A 26196-nucleotide genomic window follows, 5' to 3' on the forward strand; every position below is an offset into this window, starting at 1 on the left:
GCGACGGTTCGTCTTCCTCGACCGCGAACGCTTCCGGAGCGCAGCCCTCCGCGGATCCGGTCCCGGTCCGACCCGGGACCGGATCCGCGGATCCGGTCCCGGTCCGACCCGGGACCGGATCACGCTTCCTACCGGTACTCGTTGAACCGCAAGGTGTTCCCGAACGGGTCGACGACCGTGATCATCCGGGCGCCCCACGGCACGTCCTCGATGCCCGGGTTCATCTTGGGGTAGTCCCGGGCCGCGAGTTCGCGGTGGAACGCGTCGAGGCCGGTCATCGGCACGAACACGACCGAGCCGGGGGTGCCGTCGCCGTGGTGCTCGCTCAGGTGGAGCACGGTGCGGCCGCGCTCGATCTGGAGGTACACGGGCATGCCGTCCTCGAAGCGGTGCTCCCAGTCCAGGTCGAAGCCGAGGTAGTCGAGGTAGAACTCGCGGGCCTGCTCGAGCGAGAAGATCCGCAGGACCGGCACGGGCGCGCCCAGGGCGATCGCCTCGTGGCCGGCTTTCTCGGCGTTGAGCTTGGCGGCCAGGACGTTCCAGTCCGTGCATCCGAACTGGCGGGCCACGATCTCGAGGCTCTGGCTGTGGGTCGGCCCGGCCAGTCCGTGCCGTTCGAGTTCGGCGCGCAGGGTCTTGGCCATGGTCTTGGCGTCGCGGAAATCGCGCATGAGGTCGTCCTTCTCTCGGCGAATGCCATGTTCAGCGCCTGCGTTGCTGCCATGTTCGCCGCTGGGAAGGAGGAAGACCGGAGCGAATCGAGATGCGTTCACCATGCCCCGGAGGGCGCAGGCGGCCGGCCGCATCGGCCGCTCTCAGCATATCGGCCTGACCGTGAAACGGCGTTCGGGGCCGCCGCTGCTGCGGCGGCCCCGAACGTTCAGGTCGATCGTCAGGCGGGGACCCAGACGCTCAGCGGTTCGAAGCTGCCGAGGTCGGCGATGGAGCTGGAGCCGGGCACCTGGTACGGGCCGCCGACGCAGTCGTCGTTGGCGAAGAGGGCGGCGCCGGAGGTGTTGGTGTTGATCGCGGAGTTGACGCGGCCGCCCCAGCCGTGGTCCACGAGGCTGACGCAGGTGCCGGGTTCGACGAGCGAGCTGACGGTGAACCGCTCGCCGGTGAAGTTCGCGCCTTCGTAGAGGCACAGGGTGTCGGTGAAGCTGCAGTCGTCGGCGCTCGCGGCGTCGGCGGGAGCGGCCGCGGCGGGGCTCGCGGCGGCGAGCAGAGCGGTCGCGGTGAGGGCTAGGAGGACGGCCGGGGTTCGCTTGCGGCGGTAGGGGTTCGCGTCGGTGGCTTGGGGGTGCTTGCGCATGCGCTGATGCTCCTTCGTACCGAGTTGCATTGGCAGTCAAGCATATCGATATCTGGGAGCGTTGTCACCGCCAGGGTCATCTGATCTTTATTTTGTTTACTCGGCCGATCAAACATTGACAGTTCGCCCGAAATATTAGAACATGTCCATGTATCAGGCCAGTTTTCACAACCGGCCGCAGTTCGAAACGACAAGTGCGCGCCGGCACGGTGGCCTCCACCGGCGGCACGCAAGAAGGAAAGGTCAGATGAAATACACCAAGAGCAAGTCGGTCGTCGTCGCCCGACTGGCCCTGGCAGTCATCGTCATCGCCGGGCTCCTGGGGCTCGCGTCCCCGGCGCAGGCCCAGGTCTACTCCACCTGCGACCGGTGGGGCTCGCACCAGCAGAACGACTGGACGGTCTACAACAACATCTGGGGCGAGAACTACGGCACCCAGTGCCTCACCGTCAACAGCGCCAACTCCTGGTACGTCGACGCCAACCACAACGGCGGCGGCATCAAGTCGTACCCGAACACCTCGGTGAGCCCCAACACCCCGCTGTCGCAGATGGCCAACGCGGGCTTCACGTACGACACCTCCTCCGCCCCCGCCTCCAGCGGCGACTGGTGGAACTGGACGGCCGATCTCTGGTCCGCGAACAACCAGGACGAGATCATGATCTTCACGAGCTGGTACCCGCAGGGGCCGGCCGGCGGCTGGGGACAGCAGATCGCGAGCAACGTGACCGTGGGCGGCATCCTCTACGCGTCGGTCTGGCAGGCCGACCCGGGCTGGAACGTCCTGCAGTTCATCCCCGCCAACCAGAACGACAAGGGTCACGTGGACGCCCTGGCGACCTGGCAGTGGGCCACCCAGCAGGGCCTCCTGCGCAACACCGACTTCAGCACCATGCAGTTCGGCCTCGAGATCACCTCGACCAGCGGCCAGCAGAAGCGGTACTCGCTCAACGAATACCACGCCTGGTGGACCAACACCTCCGGCGGCGGATCCGGCATCTGAGCCTCTTCGGGCCGGTCGATCCGAGCATTGCGGATCGACCGGCCCGTCCGTGCCTTATTCGGACGCGTCCCTCAGTCCCATGAGCCGGGCGAGGAGTTCCGCGGCGGTCACGGGGTCGAGGTCGCGGCCGGGGAGCGGCCGGGCGAAATCGGGGTGGCGGTTGCGGTTCGCCTGAAGCCGCAGGTTGGTGACGGTGTGCACGGCCTCGCGATCGGGCGAGTACGGCTCGGGAACAGGGTCGACGTCGCCGAGGAGGCAGCCGCCCAGGACGGTCCGCTGGAGGTGCCAGCCCCAGCGGTCCTCCTCCGGGGAGCCGTTGAGCTCCATCCACCCGATCCGGGCGCCGAGGGTGCCGAAGTCGCCCTGGAAGCCGTCGAAGCGGGTGAGGCGGCCGGTCTCGAGCTCCTCCTCGGTGAGCGCCGGGACCGGGCGCGAGAGCTGGTCGAACGGCTGAATGAGCATGTAGTCGTCGAAGATCCGGACCCAGGCGGCGGTGTCGTCGCCGAGCAGCGCCGGATGGGCGAGGCGGATCGCGTCGCCGGGATCGCACTCGCGGTCGTCGACGTCGGCGAAACCGCCGTCCTCGGCGATGCGGCAGCCCCCGCCCGCGCCGAACCACACGACGCGGCGGGTGAAGGCCCCGAGGATGGGATGCGCGTCGAGGAGGCGGAGGTCCTCGCGGGTGAAGACGCGACCGCTGAGCATCTGCGCCTCGAGAAGCCGCACATGCTCTTCGGCGGTGTCCTCGACCGCTTTCACGAGGGACTTCCAGCGCCGGAACGAGGGTTTCGCGACCTCCTCGTCGTCGCGCAGGCCGGGCTTCGGCAGACGCGGGCGGAGCTTCCCTGCGTCGTCGGTCAGATGCGGCGTGAGCAGCGAGTCGAAGCGGAGCTTGAACTGCCGCTTGCCGTAGTCGAAGACCAGGTTCGCCGGGTCGGTGATGCCGTGGTCGAGCGCGAGCCGGTCGGTGAGCTGCTCGAAGCCGAGGCCGCGCGAGGCGGCGAGGCGACGCGCGAGGACCCCGGCGCGGGCGGTGACCGACGGGAACTTGTCGAGCAGATGGACGGCCCGCAGCTCCCGGAACGCGGCGTCGGTCCCGATGCGGGCCAGGACTTCGACAGCCAGGAGGGCGCGCTCGGTCTGGCTGTCCCCGGGCCATTTCCGGATGTGCGGGGCGAGGGCCGCGACGGCCTCGTCCCCGCCGAAGACGCCGAGCTGATCGATGACCCAGGAGTCCTTGCTCGGGGAGTCGGAGCGGATCCACAGTTCGAACAGGGCCACCGAGAACCGCTGCAGCGCATCGGGATCGCACACGGCCGCGAAGTCCTCGACGCCGGGGAACGGCAGCCGCGGCGACCAGAGCGCGAGAGCCGAGACGAGGTGCCTCGCGGTCTCGGACGGCAGGGCGTACTCGTTGCCGCGCATCATGATCGGCGGCAGCAGCAGGAGATCGATCCACTCGCCGACCTTCGGTGCGGACGCGAGCGGGACGCGGGGATCGGTGGCGAGCAGGTCTCGCAGGCGCGCAAGGACTTCGGGGCCGAAGGGCGCGGCGGCGTCGATCACGGCGTCGTCGCCCACGCGGCGGGCGAGGTAGCGGAGCGCCGCCTCGCCACCGTCGCGCTGGCGCTTGTCCGCGCCGAAAGCACTGGGCAGGAGCAGCGGGACGGCGTGCTCGCCATGGCGATCGAGCCAGTCCGCGGCGTGGGTGCGGGCCGATTTGAGGCGCGCGAACCAGTCGGCGGCGAGCGCGGCGGCCTCGCGGCTGCGGATCGGGACGAGCGCGCTCGCGTACTTCGGGGCGCTGCCGAGCTTGGCGAGCACGGCCCGGACGGCGGCGGTGCCGCCGCGGGCGAGACGGCCGCGCAGGTGTTCGGCGAGGCCGAAGCCGTGGTCGCTCTCGGAGGTCCAGAAAGCGTGCTCGTCCCAGGAGGCGAAACCGGGTTCCCTCGTGAGGAGTTCTTCGCGTTCGCCTGGGGCCCAGACGAGTTCAGTGCCCGCGGGGGCTTCGAGGCCGTCGACGGGTGCGGGGGCGCGGCGGCGCCTGCGTTCGGCCCAGGCGGGTGAGCGAAGGGCGGCGGGCAGGTCGTCCATGCTCACCGTGGGCGGCGTGGACTCGGCGAGGATGCCTTCGACCGCGGCGCGTTCAAGGTCTTGGAGTCCTTTCAGGACTTCACCGAGGTCGTGGCCGGAGTGCTGCAGCACGCCTGCGATGCGGACGCGCACGGTCGCCGGGGCGGCCGGTCCTTCGGCGGCCACGCCGCGGGCGAAGTGCCGCGGACGGCACTCCGCCGCGCGCTTGAGACCGGCGAGCGCTTCGTGCCGGTCGGCGTGGCGGACCAGGTACGAGGCGGCCGCGCCGGTGGGGACGAGCGCGATCGCCTCGTACAGCAGGGACCGGAGCGGGGTGTTGAGCCTCTCGCTGTCGAGCACCCCCGCGAACAGGTCGAAGGCGGCGGGCCCCAGGTTCGCGACGATCGCGGCGACCGTGTCGGGGTAGATGTACCGGTAGCTGAAGCTCGAGATCCAGTTACTGAGCTGGTCGGTCGTGGAGACCACGGACCAGATCGCGAGTTCGATCCGGGCGTCGCCGGCGAAGGCGAAGCGGGCGCGGCAGGCGTCGACGACCCAGTCGTGCTCGTCCGGGAGGAGGATGGCGGCAGCGGCTTGATGCAGGGGCGTTTCGCGGTGCGCCGCAACGGAGGCGACGACCCTGCGGTACTCGTCTTCCGAGGCTTCGGCGAGGAGGCTGCGGGCGAGCAGCAGAGCGCCGTCGCGGTCGGTCCACAGGCGCCAGGTGAACGCGTTTGTGGTGCCTTCGACGACGGCCGGCAGCGCGTAGGTCGCGCCGTTCCGCCGCGCCGGCTCCCAGTCGGTCTCGGCGCACATGTCCTCGACGGCGGCGGCGACCGCGAACGGGAGGCCGTGCTCAATCACCCAGGCGGCGAACAGCTCCTGGCCTTTGAGGGCGCTCTCCTTGCCGGAGGCGAAGATCGCGCTGTACCCGTCGGTGTAGCGCATGAGCGCGGCCACGGCCGCGGCGCCGACGGGGTTCGGGTCCCCGTTGAGGTGGGCGAGCCCGGCGGCGGAGCGGACCGGATCGGCGCCGTCGAGGCTGAGGGCGATTTCAAGGTCGGCCCTGGACGCCTCGGTCTGGGCGGCCATGCGCGCGGGCGCCTCCGGGTCCAGCGCGACGGGACGGCGGATCGCGTTGCCGCGCCGCGGCAGGACCCGGGCGGCCCAATCACGCGGCAGGATCAGTGGATCTTCTTGCGCTGCAACAGGTTCGGTCATCTCGGTCCTTCACGGGGCGTGGTTCCCAAAGATCATAGGACCAGGCTGCGACAACGCCGCCCCGGCGGCCCCGACCTGCGCTAACCGCGGATGAAGTACTCGAGTTCCCCGATCGCCACGGCCTTGCCGGGCTCGTGCCCGTAGGCGCCGAGGACGGTGAGCCGCACGGCGGTCACGTCGCTGACGCCGAGTTCGAACGTCTGCGGCTCGGCGGAGTCGGCGAGCGTGACCTGTTCGGTCTCGACGTCACCGTCCTCAGTGAACATCCGCAGCTCGATCTCCTCGGGCCGGGCCTGGGCGAGGAACGCCTCCTGGTCGCGGGAGACGCCGGGCGAGACGATCAGGTAGACCAGGCGCACCGGCTCGGCGAAGTCGGCCTGGATCCACTCGTCCACACCGTCGCCTTCCAGGTCCGGGGCCCAGTACTCGTTGGAGATTCCGTCGAACGCGAACTCGGCGCCGGTCGCCTCGCTCGAGGCGCTGATCGCGCTGGGCGACACCGGCTCCGCGTCGGCGATGCGGTCGCGCAGGTTTTCGAGCCACGGGGTGGAGACCGGGAGCGCGGGAAGGAAGACGATGAGCAGGAGCACGGCCGAGACGATGAGCGAGACGAGCACGAACCGTCTGATGTGGAATTTGCGACGCGGCTTCTTGCGGTACCCGGCGGCGTGCTCCTTGCGGCGGCGACGCCAGCGCCGCCACCACGGTTCCTTTGCGGGAGGGGCGGTCTGGCGGAGTGCGGTGCCGCATGATCGGCAGAAGTGCCGGGAGGGGTCGTTGCCGATGCCGCAGGCGGGACAGGCGAGGCCGGCGGGTGCCGGGGTCGGCTCGGGCTGCGGCGGTGCGGCTTCCGGGACTGCTTCGGGCGCGTCGGGCTGCTCAACGGCGGGCGCTTGCGGCGGCGCGTCCGTTTCAGGCTGGGCCGCAGGGGGATCCGCGGCCGCGCCGTTGTCGTCTTCCCAGTTCAGGTACTCGCCGCAGGTGCCGCAGAACCGGTCCTGGGGGTTCGCGGTCGTGCCGCAGGCTTCGCAAACGATCACCGGTCCGCTCCGTCATTCCTCTTCTTCGGGCAGTTCGATCGTGAGTCCGTTGAGGACGGCCGCCGGCCGGCAGGCGTCCGAGCTGGCGCCGGGCAGGCGCGGTCCCGGCGTCTCGCAGACCACGCGGAGGGTGATCTCCTTCCCTTCGGGCACTTCGACGGGGGTCACGAAGTGGTAGTCGAGGTCCCGGAAGTTGGCGAGGGAGAGCCGGTACTGCACGTCGCCGTCGATGAGGACCTCGAGGAGTCCCGTGTCGCCCTGCGGGTTCTCCAGGATGAGATCGGTCATCGCGAACATCGTGCCCTCGGCGGGCTCGTGGTCGTCGGTCGCCGTCGCGCCGGCATTGGCGGTGACGTCGAGGCGGATCGTCGCGGCGGTCTCGACAGGTGCGGGCGGGGCCGGTTCGAGGGTGGTGCCCTCGAGCTCCTCGAGCACTTCCTCGGCGAGTTCCTCGGCCGATTCTCCTTGGGCCGCAGCCTCCTCAGCGTCCTCTTCGGCAGCGGAGGCCTGCTCTCCCAGGGCTTCCAGGTCGTCGGACACGGCCTCGGTCGCGGCGGTCTCGACGGCGGGTTTGAGCAGGAACATCCAGGCCGCGATGAGCAGCGCGATGAGGGCGAGGATCGCGGCGAGCCAGCGCCCGGTCGACTTGGGGAAGAACGGCCGCTGGACGAGGCTGCCGTCCATCACGTGCGGTTCGGTGCCGTCGCCTTGGGCCACGGCCTGGAACGGGTGGGTGACCGGGCCGCCGCGCCAGCGGCGCTTGCGGGCGCGGACCTTGAGCTTGCTGAACATCGCCTGGCCGGGCGGGACGACGAGCCGTTCCGGTTCGGGGGTGACGGCGAGGTTGCCGTCGGGATCGGCGCCGCTGAGCCCCACCTCGATCGGGACGTTGCCGCGGTTGTCGACCGCGACCTCGTGCCTGCCGCGGCGGCGGCCGGTGGAGGTGCGCGGGATGAGCTCGGCGGTCGTCTCGTAGAAGGGTTCGACGCGCAGTTCGCCTTCGACGACGACGGCGGTGCCGGGCTGCTCGGTCGGGAGCACGCGGACCGCGTACGGGACCGGGCCGGCGGGCACGCTCGGGAGGCGCGGCGGCGCGAACACGATCTGGACGGCCTGGTCGCGGCCGGGGTAGATCGAGAGCTCCTGCGGTTCGACGACGGCCCAGGCGGCGGGCGCGCCCAGGACCTCGAACCGGTAGGACTCGACGATCTTGCCCGTGTTGTGGACCGAGAGCTGAGACGCGGCGGACTGGCCGCATGCGACGTCGAGCACGGGCTGACTGAGGGAGGCGACGGTGGCCATACCTGGACGGTAGGCGTGACGGGCCGATTCGGCGGTGGGGCTTGGGGAAGCGAACCAGGCAGTCTTCACTGCCCGTTCGATCCCGCCGCAGCGCGACGCGGTGTCATCGGAGCGTTTGGGCGGGTCGCGGACAGCGAGTCGATGCCTTCTTCGGGGCCCTCCCTCCCCCCTCCCCACCCACCACCGCCACCGCCTTGTCGGCTGCCGCCTCGACCGGGCGCGCTCCGGTCGAGAGTGGTGATGACCCCGGTGCCTCCGGAAAATTCCGGATTCGTTCCGGTGCAGCGGTTGCATCCGCCGACCTGTCCAGTGTGGCAGGAGGGTACGACAATCCAGCACTCACAGTGACGACGATCTCACCCCCCGCTCTCCCGTCTATCAGGCCAGGCCGAAGAAGCGCAGCGTCTCGGTCTCGCGGATCGGCGGGTAGTGGTTGACGCCGCTCAGGCTGTTCGCCTCGACCAGGGGCTGGCCTCCGGTGCCGCCGTAGCGGGTGCGGGTCCAGTTCGCCTCCGGGTATTCGGTGGAGTCAGGCGTCTGGTCGGTGCCGTTGACGTTCGTCCACTGGTCGATCTCCTCCCGGAAGTTCGGGTAGAAGAGCGCGTCGTCCTCGGTCCCGTGCCAGAGCTGCATGCGCGGCCACGGCCCGTTGTAACCGGGATTGGCATTGCGGACCGCGTCGCCCCACTGCTGCGGCGTGCGGTCGATCCGGCCCTCGGAGCACTCCGAGTTCCACATCGAGCCGTTGTCGGTCGCGAAGCAGGTGAACGGCACTCCGGCGTACGCCGATCCGGCCTTGAAGACCTCCGGGTAGACGCCGAGCAGGACGTTGGTCATCATCGCGCCCGAGGAGAACCCGGTGGCGAAGACCCGGTTGCGGTCGGCCCCGTAGTTCGCGAGCACGTAGTCCACCATGGACTTGATGCTGACCGAGTCGCTGCCCGTGCCGTTGAGCGAGGCCGGGGAGGAGACGTCGAAGCACTTGTAGTCCCGGGTCACGTTCGGGTAGACGACGATGTAGCCGTACTGCTCCGCGAGCTCGTCGTACTTCCAGCCGAAGGCCTCCGACGCGGAGCCGTTGCACCAGTGGATGCCGACCACGACTGCCGGGTTCGGGGCGACGTTGTCGGGCACGTACACGTACATCCCGAGGTTGCCGGGGTTGTCCCCGAAGTTCGATATCTGCGTGAGCTGGGCGGCCTGGGCGGGCTTCGGCGCCGCGAAGACCACGAGCGCCGAGGCCAGCGCGGCCGCGATCGCGACGACCGCCGCCGCGCGGCGGCGCCATGGGATGAGTCCTGCCATAGGTCTTCTTTCTCTCATGGAGACGACCGCTTCCGGCGATGCATCCGATGAAGGTCGTGCGCTCATCGGCTTGTCGCCCTCTGCTGTCGCAAATTCGAGGCGGATTGCGGCCGTTCTCGGGTAATTTGTTGGCACTTGCGACGAAAACAATGATGAAGGTCGACATCTCGATTTGTCAATAGATTGGATGAATTCGTCCGCCGACCCCGGACGCCCAAGGCCCGCTGCCCGATCGGGCAGCGATGATCGCCCCCGGCCCCGGCCGCTCGGACCTTCCGCGCGGGCGGCGCTGCGGGACCATCGAGGATGCGGGCGCGTGCCCGCTCCCCGGCGAGCGAGGTGGTCATGCGGGTCCTGCTGCGAGCATTGCTGGCCGCGGTCGTCGCGGTGGCGGCGGTGGCGGTCGTGTGGAGCGCCGTCAACGCCGATCCGCCCACATTGGAGGAACTGGGCGACCCCACCGAAGGGCGCCTGGCGTTCTCGGAGCTGCGGTACGGGCGGAGCACCGTCGCGCACCTGGACGACGGCGGCGAGGCCTACCTGCCGCTCGACGAGTACGGCCTCAACAACGCCCTCCAGGCCGAGCAGCGCAACGGCGTCACGGTCTTCGCGAGCGACCTGGGCACCGGGGACGACTTCCACCGCGAGATCTTCGCGCTCATCGGCGAGGAGCTGGTGCAGGTCACGGACAACGGCTCGCTCAACCAACGGCCGTCCGCCTCGCCCGACGGGCAGTGGGTGGCCTTCGAGAGCCTGGACCCCGAGGGCGGGGCGTGGCGGATCCATCTGGTCCGCGTCGATGGGACCGCGGAGCACGTGCTCGAGGCCGTGCCGGAGGGCGCGAGGTGGCCGACCTGGTCGCCCGGCAGCGACGCCATCGCGTACGAATCGGGGAGCCGGATCTTCCGGGTGCAGGCGTTCGAGGAGGGCGACGAGCCGATCCAGTTGACCGACATCCCTTCGGGCGAGCCGAACTGGAGTGATGACGGGGACGGCGGCGCGTGGATCGCGTTCTCCGGCTTCTCCGGTGAGGACCCGGGCGTCCGCGAGGTCATGGAGATCCCTGATGACCTGTGTGGCAACGAGTTCCCCGGCCCCTGCATCCCGTACCGGACGCTGTTCGAGGCGGGCTGGACGGAGGACGCGTACGAGCCGGCGTACACGCCCACCGGGATCGCCTTCACCACCACCGATGACGACGTGTACGGGCGGGTCTACCTGTACGAGCCCTCGGGCGGCGACGGCGGGACCTTCCTGCCGGTGTCCCCGGACGTGCGGCGGGCGAGCCACCCGACGTGGCTCGGGGACGTCGTGGGATACGCGACCGACCTCGACCAGAGCCGCGTCTGGACCTCGCTGCCGGACGGGACCGACCCGCAGCCGCACAGCGGCGCGGCGCCGTACAGCGCCGACGAGGAGCCCGCGTACTCCCCCGACGGGCGGCGCCTGGCGTACAACACGGAGGACTTCGACGAGTACGGGCAGTCGCTCAACGGGGCCGTCCGCATCGACGACCTCGACGACCCCGCGGCGGACCCGGTGGTGCTGGAGGCACCCGAGGCCGAGTACTACCGGGCCCCGGCGTTCTCGCCCGACGGGCGATTCCTCGCCGTGGAGCACTGGTTCCGGTACCCGCCCGGCGGCGAGGACGCCCTCTACATCTCCGAGATCGCGGTCTTCGACCTGACGGATCCGACCGAGCCGGTCCGGCGCCTGCCGCACGTCGAGGCGGTGGACGAGAACGACCGGCTTTGGGCCTCAGTGGATTCGGGGCCTTCATGGTCCCCGGACGGAACGCGGCTGGTGTACGCGCGCGGCTGGACCCCGTTCGGGGTCGCCGCGGAGCCCGACGACTATCCGCCGCTCCCCTACTCGTCCTACGCCTCCTACCTGCATGTGGTCGACGCGCAGTTCGCCGCGGCGCCCCGGCAGATCACGTCCGCCCCGGAGGGCGACTACGGCGCGGACTGGAGCGCCGCATGGTCTCCTGTGGACGCTGGTTTCGTCGTGTTCGTGCGCGACAGCGTCCTGTGGTCCGTCGACCCGGACGACTGCGCCGGCCCCGCGGAGGATCCGTGCACGAACGCGGCGGTCCCGCTCGCGGGCGACCTCGCGGAACGCGACCTCTCGAGCCCGGCCTTCTCGCCCGACGGCACGAAGCTGGCCGTCGTCGCGGGCTTCGTGTACAGCCCCGGGATCGCCGCCATCACGCCGCTCTCCACCGTGGACCCGACCTACGACGACACGACCATCTGGACCCTGCCGGCCACCGGCGGGGACGGCGTGCAGATCAGCGAGGACGCCGACTACTACCGCCAGTTCGGCAGTCCCGCTTGGCAGCCGACCGCGGACATGGCGCTGTACCTCGAGCCCGACCCCGCGGCGGTGCTGCTCGACGACGACTCGACCGTGACCTTGACCGTGTCGAACCTGGGGCGCGCGGCAAGCGCCGCGACCGTCGCGATCACGCTGCCGCCGGGACTCACGGTGGTCTCGGCTCCGGCCGGATGTACGGCCGACGGCACTTTGTGCACGGTGGATGTCATGGCGACGCGGACGCAGTCGCAGATCGCGCTCGTCGTGAGCGGCGACGCGCTCGGCGAGCAGCCGATCAGCGCCGTGGTCACGCCCGTCGCGGTCGACCCGGACCCGGAGAACAACACGGCCGCCACCTCGATCACCGTCCAACCGCGACCGGACGAGCCTTCTACGCCGCCAGGGGAAGCGAGACTGACGGTGGCGGCGTCGGTCGAGCCGACCCCCGGCTACGTGGGCGGCGACGACCTCACCGTCCGGTTCACCGTCGGCAACGCCTCGACGGTCCCGCTGGGTTCGGTGCGGCTCACGGCGTCCTTGCCGGAAGCGCTGCCGGTGGCGAGCGCCCCGCCGGGCTGCACGCCCGGATCACCTTGCGAGATAGGGCCACTGCTGCCGGGCGCGTCCACCGACGTCGTGTTCACGCTGTCGCCGGATGCGGCCCTCGAAGCCGTCGCCGCCGCGACCGCCACGGCGGACGGGGCCGCGCCGGCCGGCGGCCAGGCCCCGATCATCGTGGTGCAGCCGCGGATCGAGGTCAACCCCGGGCTCGGGCCGCCCGGACGGCCGACCCAGGTCTCGGGCACCGGCTTCCCGCCGGGCGCAGTCGTCGCGGTCCAGTGGAGCGGCGGCCTCACCGGCCAGTCCACTGAGGTCACCGTGGCTGCGAGCGGCGCGTTCACCGCGACGCTGCTCGTGTTCGGCCACGACCAGCTCGGCCAGCGCGACGTGCTCGCCGCGTCGGTGTCGGGCGAGGCGTTCGGCACGGTCAAGGCGCCGTTCCTGGTCGTGCCGGGCGGGTTCAGCCCGCCGGACTTCGTCGGGAGGCGGTGATGCCCGGCGGGGCAGCCGCGAGTGCCCTTTCGGCTGCCCTGCAGTCGGGTCGGGGCATGCGGGGGACAGCGGACAGTAAGACCAGGCGCGAGCGAGCGAGGTGACGGTGGCGGGCGGGAGTGCGAAGGCGACGGCCGAGCGGGCGCGCTCGGCCCCGGCCCCTGTCCGCAAACCGCACCCGCGGCCTGCGAGGCCCGCCGCGGGCGGCGCCGGGCAGTTGCTGTGGCTCCAGGCGACCGCGGGGAACACCGCGGTGTCGAAGCTGATGGGCGCCAAGCGATCCGAAGCGCCGTCGATGATCGTGCCCGTGCAGCGGGACGCCTGCCCTGCCCCGCCGGTGGCGCCGCCGGGGATCACCGCCGCCCAGGACCCGAAGTTCCAGCAGGTCAAGCAGGACGTCACGCGCAAGGGGAAGACCGCCAAGGCGCATCCGAACGCGCAGCACGAGGTCGGCGAGGCCCAGGCCGCCGCCGAGCCGCCCGCCGACGACCGCGAGGCCCAGGCGAAGGCCGCTCACACCGCCGAGATGGCCCAGGCCAAACCGGCAGGGTTCGACAAGGCCGCGTTCATCGCCGCCGTCACCGAGGCCATCGCCGCACAGCGCCCGCAGACGAACGAGGAGGCGACCGAGTTCGCGTCCTCCGGCAAGGCCGGTGAGATCAAGAGCCAGGTCAGCGGCATGGTCACCGCGGGGAAGGACAAGTCGGGCAAGGAGATCGCCGACTCCAGCGCCAAGCCGCCGGACCCGGGCGTGGCGGTCGAGAAGCCGGTCACCCCGATGACCCCGCCGAAGCCGACGCCCGACATCAAGCCGCCGGACGGGAAGAAGGCCGTCCCGGACAAGGCCCCGGCCGAGCAGACCGAGCTCGGTTCGACGAAGTGCGAGATGAACGAGAAGATGAGCGGCTCGGGCGTCACCGAGCAGCAGCTCGCGAACTCGAACGAGCCCGAGTTCACCAAGGCCGTGGACGCGAAGGGCAAGGCCGAGGAGCACGCCGCCACGGCTCCGGCGCAGATGCGCGCCGAAGAGCAGGCGCAGCTCGCCGGGAACGTCGCGGGCGCCCAGGCCGCCGGTGCGGCCGGCGTGACCGGGATGGTCGGCGACAACGCCCGCGCGATGGGTCGGGCGGGGACGAACAAGAACGCCGCCAAGACTCGGGACGAGCGCGAGCGGGCGCGTATCAGCGGCGAGATCAAGCGGATCTTCGACACCACGAAGACCGAGGTGGACGGCATCCTCGGCGGCATCGACGCCAAAGTGGACACGCTGTTCACCGCGGGAGAGGCGAAGGCCCGCGCGGTGTTCGAGGCCGATCACCAGCGGCGTATGCAGGAGTACGAGGACTCGCAGGACCTCGTCACGTGGATCGCCGACAAGTTCCGGCCCACCAGACCCGAAGTGCTGCAGATCTTCACGGACGCCGCGAAGACCTACGAGCGCGAGATGCAGAAGGTCATCTCCGGCATCGCGGACGTGATCGGCGCCGAACTCGACAAGGCCACCGCGCGCATCCAGCTCGGCCGCGACCAGGTCGCGCGGTTCGTCGCCGAGCAGCCGCGCGAGCTCCAGTCGATCGCGCAGGAGACGGCGGGCGAGATGGGCGACCAGTTCGCGTCCCTCGACTCGTCCGTGACCGAGAAGTCCCAGTCGCTCGCCGAGGACCTCGCCTCGAAGTACGCCGAAGCGCGCGCCGGGGTCGACGCGAGAGTCCAAGAGCTGCAAGCGGAGCACCGCAGTTGGCGCGACCAGGCGGTGGACGCGGTCGAAGGCGCGATCGACACGATCATGAAGCTCAAGGACATGCTCCTCGGCGTCCTCGCGCGCGCTGCGGGCGCGATCGACAAGATCATCGCCGACCCGATCGGGTTCCTCGGGAATCTCGTCACCGCGGTCAAGAACGGCGTGATGGCCTTCGGCGCCAACATCGCCACGCACCTCCAGGCGGGCCTGAAGGCCTGGCTCCTCGGCAGCCTCGCCAGCGCGGGGATCGAGATCCCCGAGGAGTTCGACGTCAAGGGCATCCTCAAGATGGTCCTGTCGATCCTGGGGCTGACGTGGCCGGCGATCCGGGCGCGGATCGTGCGGTTCATCCCCGAGCCGGTCATGGCGCGGCTCGAGCAGATGGTCGAGGTCGTGCAGATCCTCGTCACCGAGGGGGTGCCGGGGCTGTGGCGGTGGATCGTGGAGAAGCTGGGCGATCTGAAGGAGATGGTGCTCGGCCAGATCAAGGAGTTCGTGGTCTCCAAGATCATCCAGGCCGGGATCGTGTGGATCGTCTCGATGCTGAATCCGGCGGCGGCGTTCATCAAGGCGTGCCAGGCGATCTACAACATCGTGATGTTCTTCGTGAACCAGGCCTCGCAGATCAAGGAGTTCGTGGACGCGGTCCTGGACGGCATCGACTCGATCGCGTCGGGTGGCGGCGGTGCGGTCTCGGCGTTGATCGAGGGCGCGCTGGCGAAGGCGCTGCCGATGGTCATCGGATTCATGGCGAGCCTGCTGGGACTGGGCGGAATCTCGGAGAAGATCCGCGGGATCCTGCAGAAGGTGCAGGAGCCGGTGGGCAAGGTGATCGACAAGGTCATCGGCACGATCGTGAAGATCGGCAAGAGCCTGTTCAGGAGGCTCACCGGCCGCGGCGGCGGGGACACCGCGCGCAGCGAGGCCGTCAAGCGCAAGGCCGAGGAGATGCTCACCGGGCCGACGGCGGCGCGGTTCGAGGACAAGGCGGGCCTCGACCGGGTGGTGGCGAACGTGCTCACGACGCTGCGGCCCGAAGGGCTCAAGACGCTCACGGCGGTGCCGAACCGCGAGGACCCGGGCCAGTTCGACATCATCGCGACCGCCAGCGCGGCGAAGAAGGTCGGCAAGGCGTACACCACGGTCGGCGTCGCCTCGCCGGCGGAGATCGCGGAGGCGCGGACGCACCTGGGCAAGCGGTTCAAGGTCGTGTCCTCGGGGCGCGTCGCGCAGGTCACCGAGATCCAGGAGGCGCACGGCTTCGTGATCTTGACGTACGACAACGAGCGCGGCTACGGCGGCCGCAGCCAGTCGAGCGAGGGGCGGCCCGGGTTCAGGGTGCAGGAGTTCCTGCAGAACGTGCGCAACGGCGGCCCGAAGCTCGTCGACGCCGGGGGCACGGCGACGCAGACGGTTTACACCCTCAACGGGATCGACCTGCGGAGCGAGTACGGTGCCGTGCGGCAGATCTTCTACGCCAACCCGGGCGGCGACTACCGGTCGGCGATTCCCGGGCCCGGCGGGCCGTTCACGTGCCCCGGCTGGTCCCGGCACAGCGATGCGACCAGGCGGGTCCCGCACCCGGCCCTGCAGGCGGAGTGGTCGGTGGACCACCGCAGGGCGGTCGCGAACCACTGGAACAACGACGGCCGGAAGGGCAGTCAGGCCACGCGGAACGCGTTCTGGATCAGCGCCGCGAACCTGGTGGGGCTGTGCGACTCGTGCAACTCCAGCAAGGGCTCGGCGGACTACAACACGGGTGCGCGGGAGAACTACCTGCTGCAGGTGGAGATCCCGAACTTCACAGGCCCGGACGGGCGCCCCTGACTCAGCAGTCGGGCGGCCCGCGACCGGGCGGGTACGGCGAGGACCGGGCGCACCGTCCCGCGAACCATCGGGCTCCCGGCGGTTCCGCAAGCGAACGGCTGCCGAGCCGCGCGGGAACGGGCCGCGCACTTCCGGCACGGCCCGTTGGCTTTTCGCTCAGGCTTCGGCGGGCTCTTCCTCTTCGTCCACACGTTGCACGTAGGTCTGGGCCATGGCCTCGGGGTCCTCTTCGGCCGGTTCAGGGGCGTCCTCGCGCTGGACGGCCGTGTCCTCGAGGCGCTGCACTTCCGCGTCACCGCAGCCGTCGTCGCAGCGCTGCACCGGCGCTGCCGGGGCCGCCGGCTGGGACATGATCGCGTCCGCGTTCGCCGAGGCTTCGCGCTCGAACCGGTCGGAGGGGTCGCTGACCTTCACTCCCCCACCGGAATCCGTGCCCTCGACGGGTCCGCTGCGCTGCTGCACCACGTGCGTCAGCTCGTGGGCGAGCATGTGCTTGCCCGAGTCGCTGCCCGGGTCGTAGTTGCCGCTTTGGAACACGATGTCGGAGCCGACCGTGTAGGCCTGCGCGTTGACCGACTTCGCGGACTCGCTCGCTGTGCTGTCGGTGTGGACGCGCACGTTCGAGAAGTCCTGGCCGAAGCGGCTCTCCATGTCGGAGCGGGTGTCGAGGTCGAGCGGGCTGCCGCCCGAGCCGATCACGTCGTGGACGGGCGAGCGCTCCTCCTCCAGCATGGTGGCCACGCCGGCGTTGCCCACGGCGCGCTGGAGGCCGAGCATGCCCTCGGCGCCGAGCACGTCGGTCCGGCCGAGCGCGGCCGCCGGGAACGCGGGCTCGAACTCGGACTGGTCGATCCGGTCCGCCTTGGGGCGCAGGGAATCGGACTCGAACTCGTGGTCGCGCATGGCCGTTCGCCTCCTCGCGCCCGCACCGGGCGCAGCGGTGTCAGAGCCTCCAGACTGCGCCCTGCAGCGCGGCCGGGCAAGGGGCGGCGCACCGTCCGAACGGGCCGGTGCCCCTGCCCGTTCGGGCATTTCATTCCGTCACCCTCTGATTTCAGAGCGTGGGAGAGCGCTGGTTGAGCGCACGTTGAGCGACGGCGGCGACACTGCTCGCGAGTGCCCCGCCGCCCGCTTCACCCCCTGGGAGAGGTCGATGAACCGTGTGCCCGTCTACATCAGTGCGAGCGACCCCATCTGCCATGCCGGACTCGCGAGCCAATTGCGGCCGCGTCCGGAGGTGCTGGTGCTCGACGAGTCCGAACGCGACCGCGCCGACGTCGGCATAGTCGCCTCCGACGCGGTCGACGAGGCGGCCCTGCAGGCGCTCCGCACCCTCAAACGCGGCGGCGTGCCGTGGCTCGTGGCCGTGTGCGGCCGGGTCGACGAATCCGATCTGGCCTCCATCATGGACGTCGGGGTGGCGGGGATCGTGCGCCGCAGCGAGGCCACCCCGGACCGGCTCGTGGCCGTGATCGCCGCCGCCGCGAAGGGCGAAGGGACCGTTCCGCCTGACCTCCTGGGCCGCCTGCTCAGTCAGGTCGGGCAGCTCCAGCGCCAGATCCTCGCCCCAATGGGCATGCGGCTGTGCGGCATGTCCGACCGCGAGATCGAGGTCGTGCGCCTCGTCGCCGAAGGCCTCGACACCGTCGAGATCGCCTCGAAGCTCTCGTACTCCGAGCGCACGATCAAGAACATCCTCCACGACATCACCAGCCGCCTGCAGCTGCGCAACCGCGCCCACGCGGTCGCCTACGCGCTGCGGAACGGGCTGATCTGATGATCCACGAGGTCGACTCGGCGCTCCGGCGCGTCATCGTCGAGGACGCGCTCGCCGGCAGCGGCGTCGAGGTCGCGTTCGACGCACCCACCAAGGACTGGGCGTCGCGGCGCAACGCGCCCACGGTCAACGCGTTCCTGTACGACATCCGCGAGGACCTGCGCCGCCGCAGCCGCGGCCTCGTCAACGAGTACCGCGAGGACAAGACCGTCGCGGCCCGGCGCCTGCCGCCCCGCTACATCAAACTGTCCTACCTGCTCACCGCCTGGACGCAGCGGCCCGAGGACGAGCACCGGCTCCTCTCGGTCATGCTCGCCGGGTTCCTCAAGCACGAGTCGCTGCCCGCGCGCACGCTCACCGGCTCGCTCCAGGAGATCGGGCTGCCGGTGCCGATGACCGTGGCGCTGCCGCCGCCCGAGGACCGTGCGTTCGCCGACGTGTGGACGGCGCTCGGCGGCGAGCTGAAGCCGTCGCTCGACATCGTCGTCAGCGCCCCCATCGATTCCGGCCGCGTGTTCCCCGCCGGCCCGCCCGCCACCGGCGGCGTCGGTCTCGCGATGGACGGCGACGAACCGGTGCGGCACAATGTGACCCCGGGCGACGGCGACGAGCACGAGGTCGCCATGACGCGGCGGCCGCGATGAGCGACGACCTCGGCGGGCTGCTCGCCAGGATCGGGGCGGTCGAACGGCGCCTGCGCCAGGCCGTCGCGGAACGTCGCGCCGCCGATCCCAACCCCGACGACCAGTTCCGGGGCCTGTACCTCTCCGACGAGGCGATAGACGCATTGTTGGAGGCGGGGCGCGAGCCGTTCCCGCCGCCCGAGGAAGCGGCTTCGGGCCCCCCGCGGCTCACCGCGCTGGCCGACGCGGCGGGTCTGAGCGACCTCGACGTCGAGCTGCTACTCGTCGCGATGGCGCCCGATGTGGACAGCCGCTTCGAGCAGTTCTACGGGTACCTCAACGACGACGTGACCCGCCGCCGGGCCACGCTCGGCCTCGCGCTGCGGCTGTGCGGGCTCGTCGAGGCGGACGTGCACGGCCGGGCCCGCTTCGATGCGGCCGCGCCGCTCCTCGCCTGCGGGCTGATCGTCCTGGGCGACACCGAGCGACCGCTCCTGTCGCGGACCCTGCGCGTGCCCGACCGCGTGACGGCGCACCTGCTCGGCGGCGACGGCTGCGACCCGGTGGCGGCCCCGTTCGTGGAGGAGGCGGCACCGGTCGCTTGTGGAGACGCGCGGCTCGCCTCGGCCGTCGCAGCCGGGGCCGGGCTGGTGTATCTCCATGAGGGCCTCGGCGGTTCGGCCGCCTCGGCCGCTGCCGCAGCGTTCGCCGCCGCCGGGCGGGCGACGCTCGCCGTCGACTGCCGGCTCCTGCCCACGAAGCCCGAGGACCTGCCGGAGGCGGCCACCGCGCTCGCCCGCGAGGCGGTGCTGCGCGGGGCCGGGATCGCGGCCGGGCCGGTCGACGCCGGGACGTGCACGGCCCTGCTCGCACGGCTCGAGCACGTGCCGGTCCCCTTGGTGCTGTTCGGCTCCGGCGGCTGGGACCCGGAGTGGAGCCGCCGCCAGCCGCTGCTGCTCAACGTCGGCGTCGCCAACCGCGCCGAACGGGCCGACCTGTGGCGGGACGCGGCCGGGCCCGCGCTCGCGGCCGGCGTCGACCTGGCCGCCGAGACCGCGCACTTCACCCTCTCGGTGCGCCAGATCCACCGCGCCGCCGAAGCCGCGGCCCAGCTCGCCCGCGCCGAGGGCGAACCGATCCGGGCCGAGCACCTGCGCTACGGCGTGCGCAGCCAGAACGCCGCCGGTCTCGAGCACCTCGCACGGCGCATCGAACCGGCCGTCGACTGGAACGACCTCGTGCTGCCGCCGCCGATCCTGGACGGCATCCGCGAGCTCGCGGTCCGCGCCCGACGCCGCGACCTCGTGCTCGACGAATGGCGCATGCGGCCCGGCGCGGGGCGCGGCATGGGCGTCACCGGCCTGTTCGCGGGCGACTCGGGCACCGGCAAGACGATGTCCGCCGAGGTCATCGCCGCCGATCTCGGCATGGACCTGTACACGGTCAACCTGGCGACGGTGGTGGACAAGTACATCGGCGAGACCGAGAAGAACCTCGAGAAGATCTTCACCGAGGCGGCCGGGGTCAACGGCGTGCTGCTGTTCGACGAGGCCGACGCGATCTTCGGCAAGCGCTCGGAGGTGCGCGACGCACACGACCGGTACGCCAATGTGGAGAGTGCGTACCTGCTGCAGCGCATGGAGTCCTTCGAAGGGCTCGCGATCCTCGCGACCAACCTGCGCGCCAACCTCGACGAGGCCTTCACGAGGCGGCTCGACGTCGTCGTCGACTTCCCCGTGCCCGACCCCGAGCAGCGCCTGCTGCTGTGGGACCGGTGCCTCGGCAAGGCGATGCCCCGTGCGGCCGACCTCGACCTCGCGTTCCTCGCCGACGCGTTCGAGCTCGCCGGCGGCCACATCAGGTCCGCGGCCGTCACCGCCGGATACCTCACCGCCGAAGCCGGCGGGCGGGCCACCATGGCCACCGTCGTCGCCGCGGTCGCCCGCGAATACCGCAAACTCGGCCGGCTCTGCCTGGAAAGGGAGTTCGGCGACTACCTGGAGCTGGTCATTTGACCGGCCGGACGCGCGGCTGCCCGTCGGGGCAGCCACGTCTTCCCTCACGCGGGTCCGTAAGGCCCGTATGGAAACGCGACAGCGACGGCACCATCGGTGCTGTACCGACCACAGGAGGCGCGGCATGCCAACGTACTTGTCACCGGGTGTCTACGTCGAGGAGGTCGACGGCGGATCCCGCCCCATCGAGGGCGTCGGCACCGCGGTCGCCGCGTTCGTAGGGTTCGCCGCCAAAGGCCCCGTGAACACCCCGACGCTGGTCTCCAACTGGAGCCAGTACACGCGGCTCTTCGGCGAGTTCGTCGAAGGCTGCTACCTCGCGCACGCCGTCTACGGTTACTTCCTCAACGGCGGCGGCAACTGCTACATCGTGCGCATCGGCGCCGCCGGACCCGATGGGGCCGAGGCGGTCTCGGGCCCGCAGGCGATCATCGGCGGCCTCCGCGCCGTCGCGGTCGAAGGCGCCGAGAACCGCGACGTCAGCATCGAGGTCGCCGACGCCGCCGAAGGCAAGCCCGCCGACCGCTTCACCCTCACGGTCAAAGTGGACGGCAAGCAGGTCGAGCAGTACCCCGACGTCACGGTCAAGCGCGGCAAGGACAACGTCGTGCGCGCCGTCGCCGAGCGGTCGAAGGTCATCACCCTCACCGAGGTCGCCGCCGCGACCCAGCCCGCCAAGGGCACCGTCGTCCTCGCGGCCCCGCCGCCGGTCCCGGCCGTGCCCGAGCGCATCGTCCCCGAGGACTACACCGGCGACGTCGCCGACCGCTCCGGCCTCGGCGGCCTCGAAGCGGTCGACGAGGTGACCATGGTCAGCGTCCCCGACCTCATGAGCGCCTACCAGCGCGGCGTGCTCGACCTCGAGGCCGTGAAGGCCGTGCAGCTGGCCGTCATCGCCCACTGCGAGCTCATGGGCGACCGCGTGGCCGTGCTCGACACGCCCCCGGGCCTGTCGCCGCAGCAGGTCAAGGACTGGCGCGTCGACTACGCCGGGTACGACTCGAAGTACGCGGCCCTCTACTACCCGTGGGTCAAGGTCTTCGACCCCGCCACGGGCGGCAACGAGTTCGTGCCGCCGAGCGGCCACATGTCCGGGGTGTGGGCGCGCAACGACGACACCCGCGGTGTCCACAAGGCGCCGGCGAACGAGGTCGTGCGCGGCGCGATCCTCGTCGAGACCCACCTGACGAAGAACGAGCAGGAGCTGCTGAACCCCGAGGGGATCAACTGCATCCGGGCGTTCCCCGGCCGCGGCATCCGGGTGTGGGGCGCGCGCACGCTCTCCAGCGACCCGGCTTGGCGGTACCTGAACGTGCGCCGCCTGTTCAACTACCTGGAGGAGTCGATCCTCGGCGGCACCCAGTGGGTGGTGTTCGAGCCGAACGACGACGCGCTGTGGGCGAAGATCCGGCGCACCGTCAGCTCGTTCCTGGTCATGGAGTGGCGCAAGGGCGCGCTGTTCGGGCTGACCCCGGGCGAGGCGTTCTTCGTCAAGTGCGACAGGGACAACAACACCGCCGAGTCGATCGACGCCGGGCAGGTGGTGTGCGAGATCGGCGTCGCACCGGTGAAGCCGGCGGAGTTCGTCATCTTCAGGCTGTCCCAGTTCTCAGGCGGGGCAAGCGAAGTCAGTGAGTGACAACGGCAGGTAGAGGAGCTGGTGCATCATGTCGTTCATCGATCTCAATACGGCCGTAGGCCATTCGTTCGGCATCGACGTCGACGGGATCGTCATCAAGGGGATCACCGAGATCAGCGGCCTGAAATGGGAGCAGGACGTCATCGACCTCAAGATGAACACCCCCGACGGCAAGTACGTCCACAACAAGCTGCCCGGGCGGCCCAAGCCGGCGGACATCACCGTCACGCGCGGCCTGACGAGCGACAACAGCTTCGAGAAGTGGGTGGAGACCAGCCACTTCGGGCAGATGTCGGAGGCCCGCAAGGGCGCCTCGGTGATCATCTTCGACTACGAGGGCAACGAGGTGAAGCGGTACAACCTCACCAACGCGTGGCCGAAGAGCCTGGAGATCGGCGCGATGAAGGCCGGCGACACGAGCGTGCTGACCGAGAAGCTGGTCATCTCCTGCGAAGAGATCACGCCGGGGTAGCCGATGCGACGCACCATGACGGCCACCGCCGAGAGCGGGGCCGAGGAGGGCGAGGCGCGGCGTCCGCTGCGGACGGAGTTCGCGTTCGAGCTCCCGCGCGGGTACGTCGACCAGTCGGGCGCCACGCACACCTCGGGCGTGATGCGGCTGGCGACGGCCCGCGACGAGCTGATCCCGTTGCGGGACGACCGGGTCCGGGAGAACGCCGCCTATCTGACGGTGGTGCTGCTGGCGCGGGTCGTGACGCGGATCGGCTCGGTGACGGACGTGCACACGGGGATCATCGAGAACCTGTTCGCCTCCGATCTGGCGTTCCTGCAGGACATGTACCGGCGCATCAACTCGGAGGGGCACACGCGGGCGGGGGTGACGTGCCCGGAGTGCGCGCATTCGTTCGATGTGGACCTCTCGGGCGGGCGCCTGGGGGAATCATGACGTACCCGGTCGAGCGGATCGAAGAGGAGATCGGGTACGTGGCCTACTACTTCCACTGGGGACTCGACGAGATCCTGGACCTCGAGCACCCCGACCGGCAGCGGTACGTCGCGCGCATCGCCGCGCTCAACGCCAGGGTCAACGAGGGCAGGTGAGGGACGGATGCGCCCGCTGAGTGTCGCCGCATACCCAGCTCGTCCGGATACGGCGGGCGGGTCGGGTGCGGCCGCTCGGCGGATGCGGTCCTTTTCGCGATGGGACGAGTTGATGTCGCGATCCCGAGCCGACTCGGACGATCCCGTCGAGCCGGCTTCCCGGCACTCGCGGCCGACTCGGCGGGGTGCGGCGCTCGGCTTCGACTTGATGCGGGGAGGTGAGTTCTTATGTGGCCGTTCAGCCGTCGGCGTTCCGACGCACCCCGAGAAGCGTCCGCTCCCGCGCCCTACGCGCCCGGGCGTGCCGAGTGGCGGCAACTGCCGCCGCTCCAGCGCGTCGTCGGCGACCAGTGGCTGGTCAACCCGCCCGATTCCCTCAGCTCGCGCCTGGCCTCGTGGCAGGACCCGACCTACCTCGCGCCACTCGGCCACGCCGTGATCCCGCAGGGTCCATCGGGGGCGATCGAACCCGCTCCCGCTCCTGCCGTTCCCACCGAGCCGAGGCGGATCGACCTGCAGCGCAAAGCAGGGCCTGCCCGGTCTCCCGCACCGACCCCGGCCCACTCGCTCCAGCGAACCGCGTCCGACTCAGGCCGGCCCGCCGCACTCGGCATGGAGTCCGAGCCGGATGCGCTCCAACGCTCCGCAGATACTGCACCGCTCCTCCTTGATTCGGGTCCCGCGCTGACTGCCGGAATCGAAGACCGCCCACTGGTCGGGGACGACTCCGGCCTTCCGCACATTGCTCCGCCCGAATCCCTCGTCGCACAGCGCGACTCAGATTCACTGATCGAGCTGCCGATGCGTTCCGAGTCGCAAGCTCCCTCACTGTCGCTCGGCTCCTCGCCGAACCTGCAGCGGTCGCCTCAGCCGGACCCGGCTCCGAGTCCGCGCTCCGATCAGCCGTTGGAGGTGGCCAGCGGGCCGGCCGCGCCGCTTCCGGTTCGGCCCGTGTCACTGCCGTTCGCGGTGCAGCGCATGCTGATCGGCGACCACACGGCCAGCGCGAACCCAGCGGTTCCGTCGCCGGCCTCCGTCGCCTCATCACACCTTCCCTCGCTACTCGCCTCAACCGATCCGCCCGAGCGGCGTGAGCTGCCCGTCGTGGCTCGTCTGTCGACCTCCGTCGGGAGCCCGGCTCCGGCACTGACCCCCGCCGTGCAGCGGTCTGCTGAGTCGACCTTTCCCCTGCTCGGGGACACGGGCCTTGCCGCGTCGGTCGCGTCCGAAACGCCGACCGGTGAGCTCGGCCCTCAGCTCGGCGAGTCGGGCCTCAGCGCTGAGATGCCTCTCGCGGCACCTGCGCTCGAGCCCGAAACCGCGCCGCTCATCGGGACTGCGGGACTCGCCGCGCCGATCGTCCAGACCGGCCGGGAAGAACCGCAGGCGGCCATGCCGATTGCGCCGCGCCGACCCGATCAGCCGCTCTCCGGTTCGCCCGGCACGCGCCACGTCCAACGACTCGGCCTCGGCTCACCGCTGAGCGGTCCCTTTGCCAGCCCGGCCCCCATCGTGCAGCGGTTCAGCGTGCCGCCCTCCGGCCCCACTGCATCGCGGCCGCCCGTGCCGGACTCCCTCACCGCTCAGGCGTCGTTGCAGCGCATCGATGACGCGCCCCCGGGTCTCGGCATGCCCGCGACCGTTCCGCTCGGCCTCGGCATGCCGGCCACTCCCCTGGCGCCACCCGACCCGGCCTCAGCCCGGCCGCTCCCGCCGCCGGTCATGGTCATGCGCAGTGCCTCGACGGCGGAGGCGCTGCCGTCGGTCTCCCGGCCTGTCGAAGCGCCGGAACCGCTCTACTCGCCCGATCCGATGCCGGAAGCGCCGCTGCTCGGCCTGCGGCCCATGGAAGGCGGATTCATCGGGGCCGAGCCTTCGGCGGCAAGCGACTCGCCCGCACCCGAACCGCGCGCCAGCGAGCCCGGGTCGGCCGTCGCACAGCGGTCCACGTGGTCATACATGCCGACACCACCTCCCTCAGCGGACTTCTCGCTGCCGGACTCGTTGCCCGCCTCAGTGGGGACGACGAGCGCCGCCGCTGCTCCGTTCACACCGCCCGTCGCGCAGCGATCCGCCTCGCCCGCAACGGGTCCGGTGGCACTGGCCCCCGAGCCGTCCGAGCCGTTGCCGGTCGCGGCGGCTCCGGTTTCGCTCCAGAACATGCCAGCGCCATCCGTGTCGCTGCAGACGATGACCGAGGTGACGCCACTCCCGGTCGAAACGGTTGTCCAGCGCGTCGCCGCTCCCCCGCCTTCCATCACGGTGCAGGCCGTCGACGCGGCCCCCACGCCCGCCGCCCCGGCGACGGCCGGGGCCGCTCCCGCCGCGGATCCCGCTGCGCTGCTCGCCGTCCTGTACGAACCGCTCGTGCGCCGCCTGCGAGCCGACCTTCGGGTCGACCGTGAGCGGCGCGGCCGACTGACCGACCTTTGAGGACTGGAGGACCGCCGTGCCCGCTGACATCCACGCCGTGGCCGTGAGTTTCGTCGTGAGCATCGACGACGAGGACCTGGGCTCCTTCAACAGTTGCGACGGGCTCGGCTGCGAGATCGTCATGGAGCAGCGCGAGGAAGGCGGCAACAACGGCTACGTCTGGCAGTTGCCGACCAGGATCAAGTACTCCAACGTGAAGCTCAGCCGCCCCCTCACCGAGCAGAGCGCGAAGATCGCGGCATGGTTCGGCTCCATGGCGTCCGGGATCGAGCGCAAGACCGCGACGATCGAGGCGCGCACCGCCGAAGGCAAGGTCATCGCCCGGTGGGCGCTGGTCGACGTGGTGCCGGTGAAGTGGAGCGGGCCGCAGCTCTCGCTCGACAGCGCGAAGGTCGCGATCGAGACGCTGGAGCTGGCGCACCACGGTTTCCTCGCGCCGGGGTCGGGGGGCTGA

19 protein-coding genes are annotated in these 26196 nt (G+C 70.8%); 12 read left to right on the plus strand and 7 right to left on the minus strand.

Annotated elements, in window-relative coordinates; all coding sequences use genetic code 11:
- Positions 1–128: 128 nt before the first annotated feature.
- Complete coding sequence (locus O2L01_RS22990; RefSeq protein ID WP_270124377.1) at positions 129–671, minus strand: glyoxalase superfamily protein; 543 nt, start codon at positions 669–671, stop codon at positions 129–131.
- Between the two features lie 221 nt (positions 672–892).
- The gene (locus O2L01_RS22995; protein ID WP_270124378.1) at positions 893–1312 is read right to left on the minus strand and encodes a peptidase inhibitor family I36 protein; all 420 of its coding nucleotides are present in this window, start codon (positions 1310–1312) and stop codon (positions 893–895) included.
- A 247-nt stretch (positions 1313–1559) separates the two neighbouring features.
- Between O2L01_RS22995 and O2L01_RS23000 the strand changes: the two genes are divergently transcribed.
- Positions 1560–2315, plus strand: coding sequence for a glycoside hydrolase family 12 protein (locus O2L01_RS23000; RefSeq protein WP_270124379.1), 756 nt, complete (start codon positions 1560–1562; stop codon positions 2313–2315).
- A gap of 54 nt (positions 2316–2369) precedes the next feature.
- Here O2L01_RS23000 and O2L01_RS23005 read toward each other — a convergent pair whose 3' ends face one another.
- The 4 genes from O2L01_RS23005 to O2L01_RS23020 form a co-directional block, all read right to left on the minus strand.
- Complete coding sequence (locus O2L01_RS23005; RefSeq protein ID WP_270124380.1) at positions 2370–5609, minus strand: DUF4132 domain-containing protein; 3240 nt, start codon at positions 5607–5609, stop codon at positions 2370–2372.
- A gap of 80 nt (positions 5610–5689) precedes the next feature.
- Positions 5690–6649, minus strand: coding sequence for a discoidin domain-containing protein (locus O2L01_RS23010; protein WP_270124381.1), 960 nt, complete (start codon positions 6647–6649; stop codon positions 5690–5692).
- Between the two features lie 12 nt (positions 6650–6661).
- Positions 6662–7951 (minus strand): COG1470 family protein, encoded by a 1290-nt coding sequence (locus O2L01_RS23015; RefSeq protein ID WP_270124382.1) that lies wholly within the window; start codon positions 7949–7951, stop codon positions 6662–6664.
- 378 nt (positions 7952–8329) lie between these two features.
- Positions 8330–9256, minus strand: coding sequence for an extracellular catalytic domain type 1 short-chain-length polyhydroxyalkanoate depolymerase (locus O2L01_RS23020; protein WP_270124383.1), 927 nt, complete (start codon positions 9254–9256; stop codon positions 8330–8332).
- 306 nt (positions 9257–9562) lie between these two features.
- Here O2L01_RS23020 and O2L01_RS23025 point away from each other — a divergent pair, with 306 nt between their 5' ends.
- Both O2L01_RS23025 and O2L01_RS23030 read left to right on the plus strand, forming a co-directional pair.
- Positions 9563–12625, plus strand: coding sequence for a hypothetical protein (locus tag O2L01_RS23025; protein ID WP_270124385.1), 3063 nt, complete (start codon positions 9563–9565; stop codon positions 12623–12625).
- Positions 12626–12878: 253 nt separating this feature from the next.
- Positions 12879–16193 carry a phage tail protein gene (locus O2L01_RS23030; RefSeq protein ID WP_270124386.1) on the plus strand — a complete coding sequence of 1105 codons (3315 nt, stop codon included), beginning with the start codon at positions 12879–12881 and terminating at the stop codon, positions 16191–16193.
- Positions 16194–16349: 156 nt separating this feature from the next.
- Here the strand turns inward: O2L01_RS23030 and O2L01_RS23035 are convergent, their stop codons facing one another.
- The gene (locus O2L01_RS23035; RefSeq protein ID WP_270124387.1) at positions 16350–17096 is read right to left on the minus strand and encodes an eCIS core domain-containing protein; all 747 of its coding nucleotides are present in this window, start codon (positions 17094–17096) and stop codon (positions 16350–16352) included.
- 250 nt (positions 17097–17346) lie between these two features.
- Here O2L01_RS23035 and O2L01_RS23040 point away from each other — a divergent pair, with 250 nt between their 5' ends.
- From O2L01_RS23040 to O2L01_RS23080, 9 genes are all read left to right on the plus strand, one after another.
- Positions 17347–17970: a helix-turn-helix transcriptional regulator gene (locus O2L01_RS23040; protein ID WP_270124388.1), complete on the plus strand. Its 624-nt coding sequence runs from the start codon at positions 17347–17349 to the stop codon at positions 17968–17970.
- Positions 17970–18614 carry a Pvc16 family protein gene (locus tag O2L01_RS23045; RefSeq protein ID WP_270124390.1) on the plus strand — a complete coding sequence of 215 codons (645 nt, stop codon included), beginning with the start codon at positions 17970–17972 and terminating at the stop codon, positions 18612–18614. The genes O2L01_RS23040 and O2L01_RS23045 overlap by 1 nt, the downstream gene beginning before the upstream one ends.
- Positions 18611–20608, plus strand: a complete 1998-nt coding sequence (locus O2L01_RS23050) for an ATP-binding protein (protein ID WP_270124391.1) — start codon at positions 18611–18613, stop codon at positions 20606–20608. The genes O2L01_RS23045 and O2L01_RS23050 overlap by 4 nt, the downstream gene beginning before the upstream one ends.
- Before the next feature lie 124 nt (positions 20609–20732).
- Positions 20733–22247 carry a phage tail sheath family protein gene (locus O2L01_RS23055; protein ID WP_270124393.1) on the plus strand — a complete coding sequence of 505 codons (1515 nt, stop codon included), beginning with the start codon at positions 20733–20735 and terminating at the stop codon, positions 22245–22247.
- A gap of 28 nt (positions 22248–22275) precedes the next feature.
- A complete protein-coding gene (locus tag O2L01_RS23060; protein WP_270124394.1) occupies positions 22276–22719 on the plus strand; it encodes a phage tail protein in 444 nt (147 codons plus the stop codon).
- A 3-nt stretch (positions 22720–22722) separates the two neighbouring features.
- Positions 22723–23154, plus strand: a complete 432-nt coding sequence (locus O2L01_RS23065) for a hypothetical protein (protein WP_270124395.1) — start codon at positions 22723–22725, stop codon at positions 23152–23154.
- Positions 23151–23309, plus strand: a complete 159-nt coding sequence (locus tag O2L01_RS23070; protein ID WP_270124396.1) for a DUF6760 family protein — start codon at positions 23151–23153, stop codon at positions 23307–23309. Before O2L01_RS23065 ends, O2L01_RS23070 begins: the two co-directional genes overlap by 4 nt.
- Before the next feature lie 951 nt (positions 23310–24260).
- Entirely contained in the window at positions 24261–25742 is a 1482-nt protein-coding gene (locus tag O2L01_RS23075) for a hypothetical protein (protein ID WP_270124397.1), read from the plus strand.
- Between the two features lie 16 nt (positions 25743–25758).
- Positions 25759–26196 carry a phage tail protein gene (locus tag O2L01_RS23080; RefSeq protein ID WP_270124398.1) on the plus strand — a complete coding sequence of 146 codons (438 nt, stop codon included), beginning with the start codon at positions 25759–25761 and terminating at the stop codon, positions 26194–26196.

Source organism: Glycomyces lechevalierae (genome assembly GCF_027622945.1).
In the GTDB taxonomy this organism is placed as follows: domain Bacteria; phylum Actinomycetota; class Actinomycetes; order Mycobacteriales; family Micromonosporaceae; genus Glycomyces; species Glycomyces rutgersensis.

What these genes read in the sequence shown, in the direction of transcription:
- O2L01_RS23040 (WP_270124388.1), top strand. Translation starts at nt 17,347, where the DNA reads ATGAACCGTGTGCCCGTCTACATCAGTGCGAGCGACCCCATCTGCCAT.
- O2L01_RS23020 (WP_270124383.1), bottom strand. Translation starts at nt 9,256, where the DNA reads ATGGCAGGACTCATCCCATGGCGCCGCCGCGCGGCGGCGGTCGTCGCG.
- O2L01_RS23025 (WP_270124385.1), top strand. Translation starts at nt 9,563, where the DNA reads ATGCGGGCGCGTGCCCGCTCCCCGGCGAGCGAGGTGGTCATGCGGGTC.
- O2L01_RS23065 (WP_270124395.1), top strand. Translation starts at nt 22,723, where the DNA reads ATGCGACGCACCATGACGGCCACCGCCGAGAGCGGGGCCGAGGAGGGC.
- O2L01_RS23070 (WP_270124396.1), top strand. Translation starts at nt 23,151, where the DNA reads ATGACGTACCCGGTCGAGCGGATCGAAGAGGAGATCGGGTACGTGGCC.
- O2L01_RS23055 (WP_270124393.1), top strand. Translation starts at nt 20,733, where the DNA reads ATGCCAACGTACTTGTCACCGGGTGTCTACGTCGAGGAGGTCGACGGC.
- O2L01_RS23050 (WP_270124391.1), top strand. Translation starts at nt 18,611, where the DNA reads ATGAGCGACGACCTCGGCGGGCTGCTCGCCAGGATCGGGGCGGTCGAA.
- O2L01_RS22990 (WP_270124377.1), bottom strand. Translation starts at nt 671, where the DNA reads ATGCGCGATTTCCGCGACGCCAAGACCATGGCCAAGACCCTGCGCGCC.
- O2L01_RS23060 (WP_270124394.1), top strand. Translation starts at nt 22,276, where the DNA reads ATGTCGTTCATCGATCTCAATACGGCCGTAGGCCATTCGTTCGGCATC.
- O2L01_RS23035 (WP_270124387.1), bottom strand. Translation starts at nt 17,096, where the DNA reads ATGCGCGACCACGAGTTCGAGTCCGATTCCCTGCGCCCCAAGGCGGAC.
- O2L01_RS23005 (WP_270124380.1), bottom strand. Translation starts at nt 5,609, where the DNA reads ATGACCGAACCTGTTGCAGCGCAAGAAGATCCACTGATCCTGCCGCGT.
- O2L01_RS23015 (WP_270124382.1), bottom strand. Translation starts at nt 7,951, where the DNA reads ATGGCCACCGTCGCCTCCCTCAGTCAGCCCGTGCTCGACGTCGCATGC.
- O2L01_RS23000 (WP_270124379.1), top strand. Translation starts at nt 1,560, where the DNA reads ATGAAATACACCAAGAGCAAGTCGGTCGTCGTCGCCCGACTGGCCCTG.
- O2L01_RS22995 (WP_270124378.1), bottom strand. Translation starts at nt 1,312, where the DNA reads ATGCGCAAGCACCCCCAAGCCACCGACGCGAACCCCTACCGCCGCAAG.
- O2L01_RS23045 (WP_270124390.1), top strand. Translation starts at nt 17,970, where the DNA reads ATGATCCACGAGGTCGACTCGGCGCTCCGGCGCGTCATCGTCGAGGAC.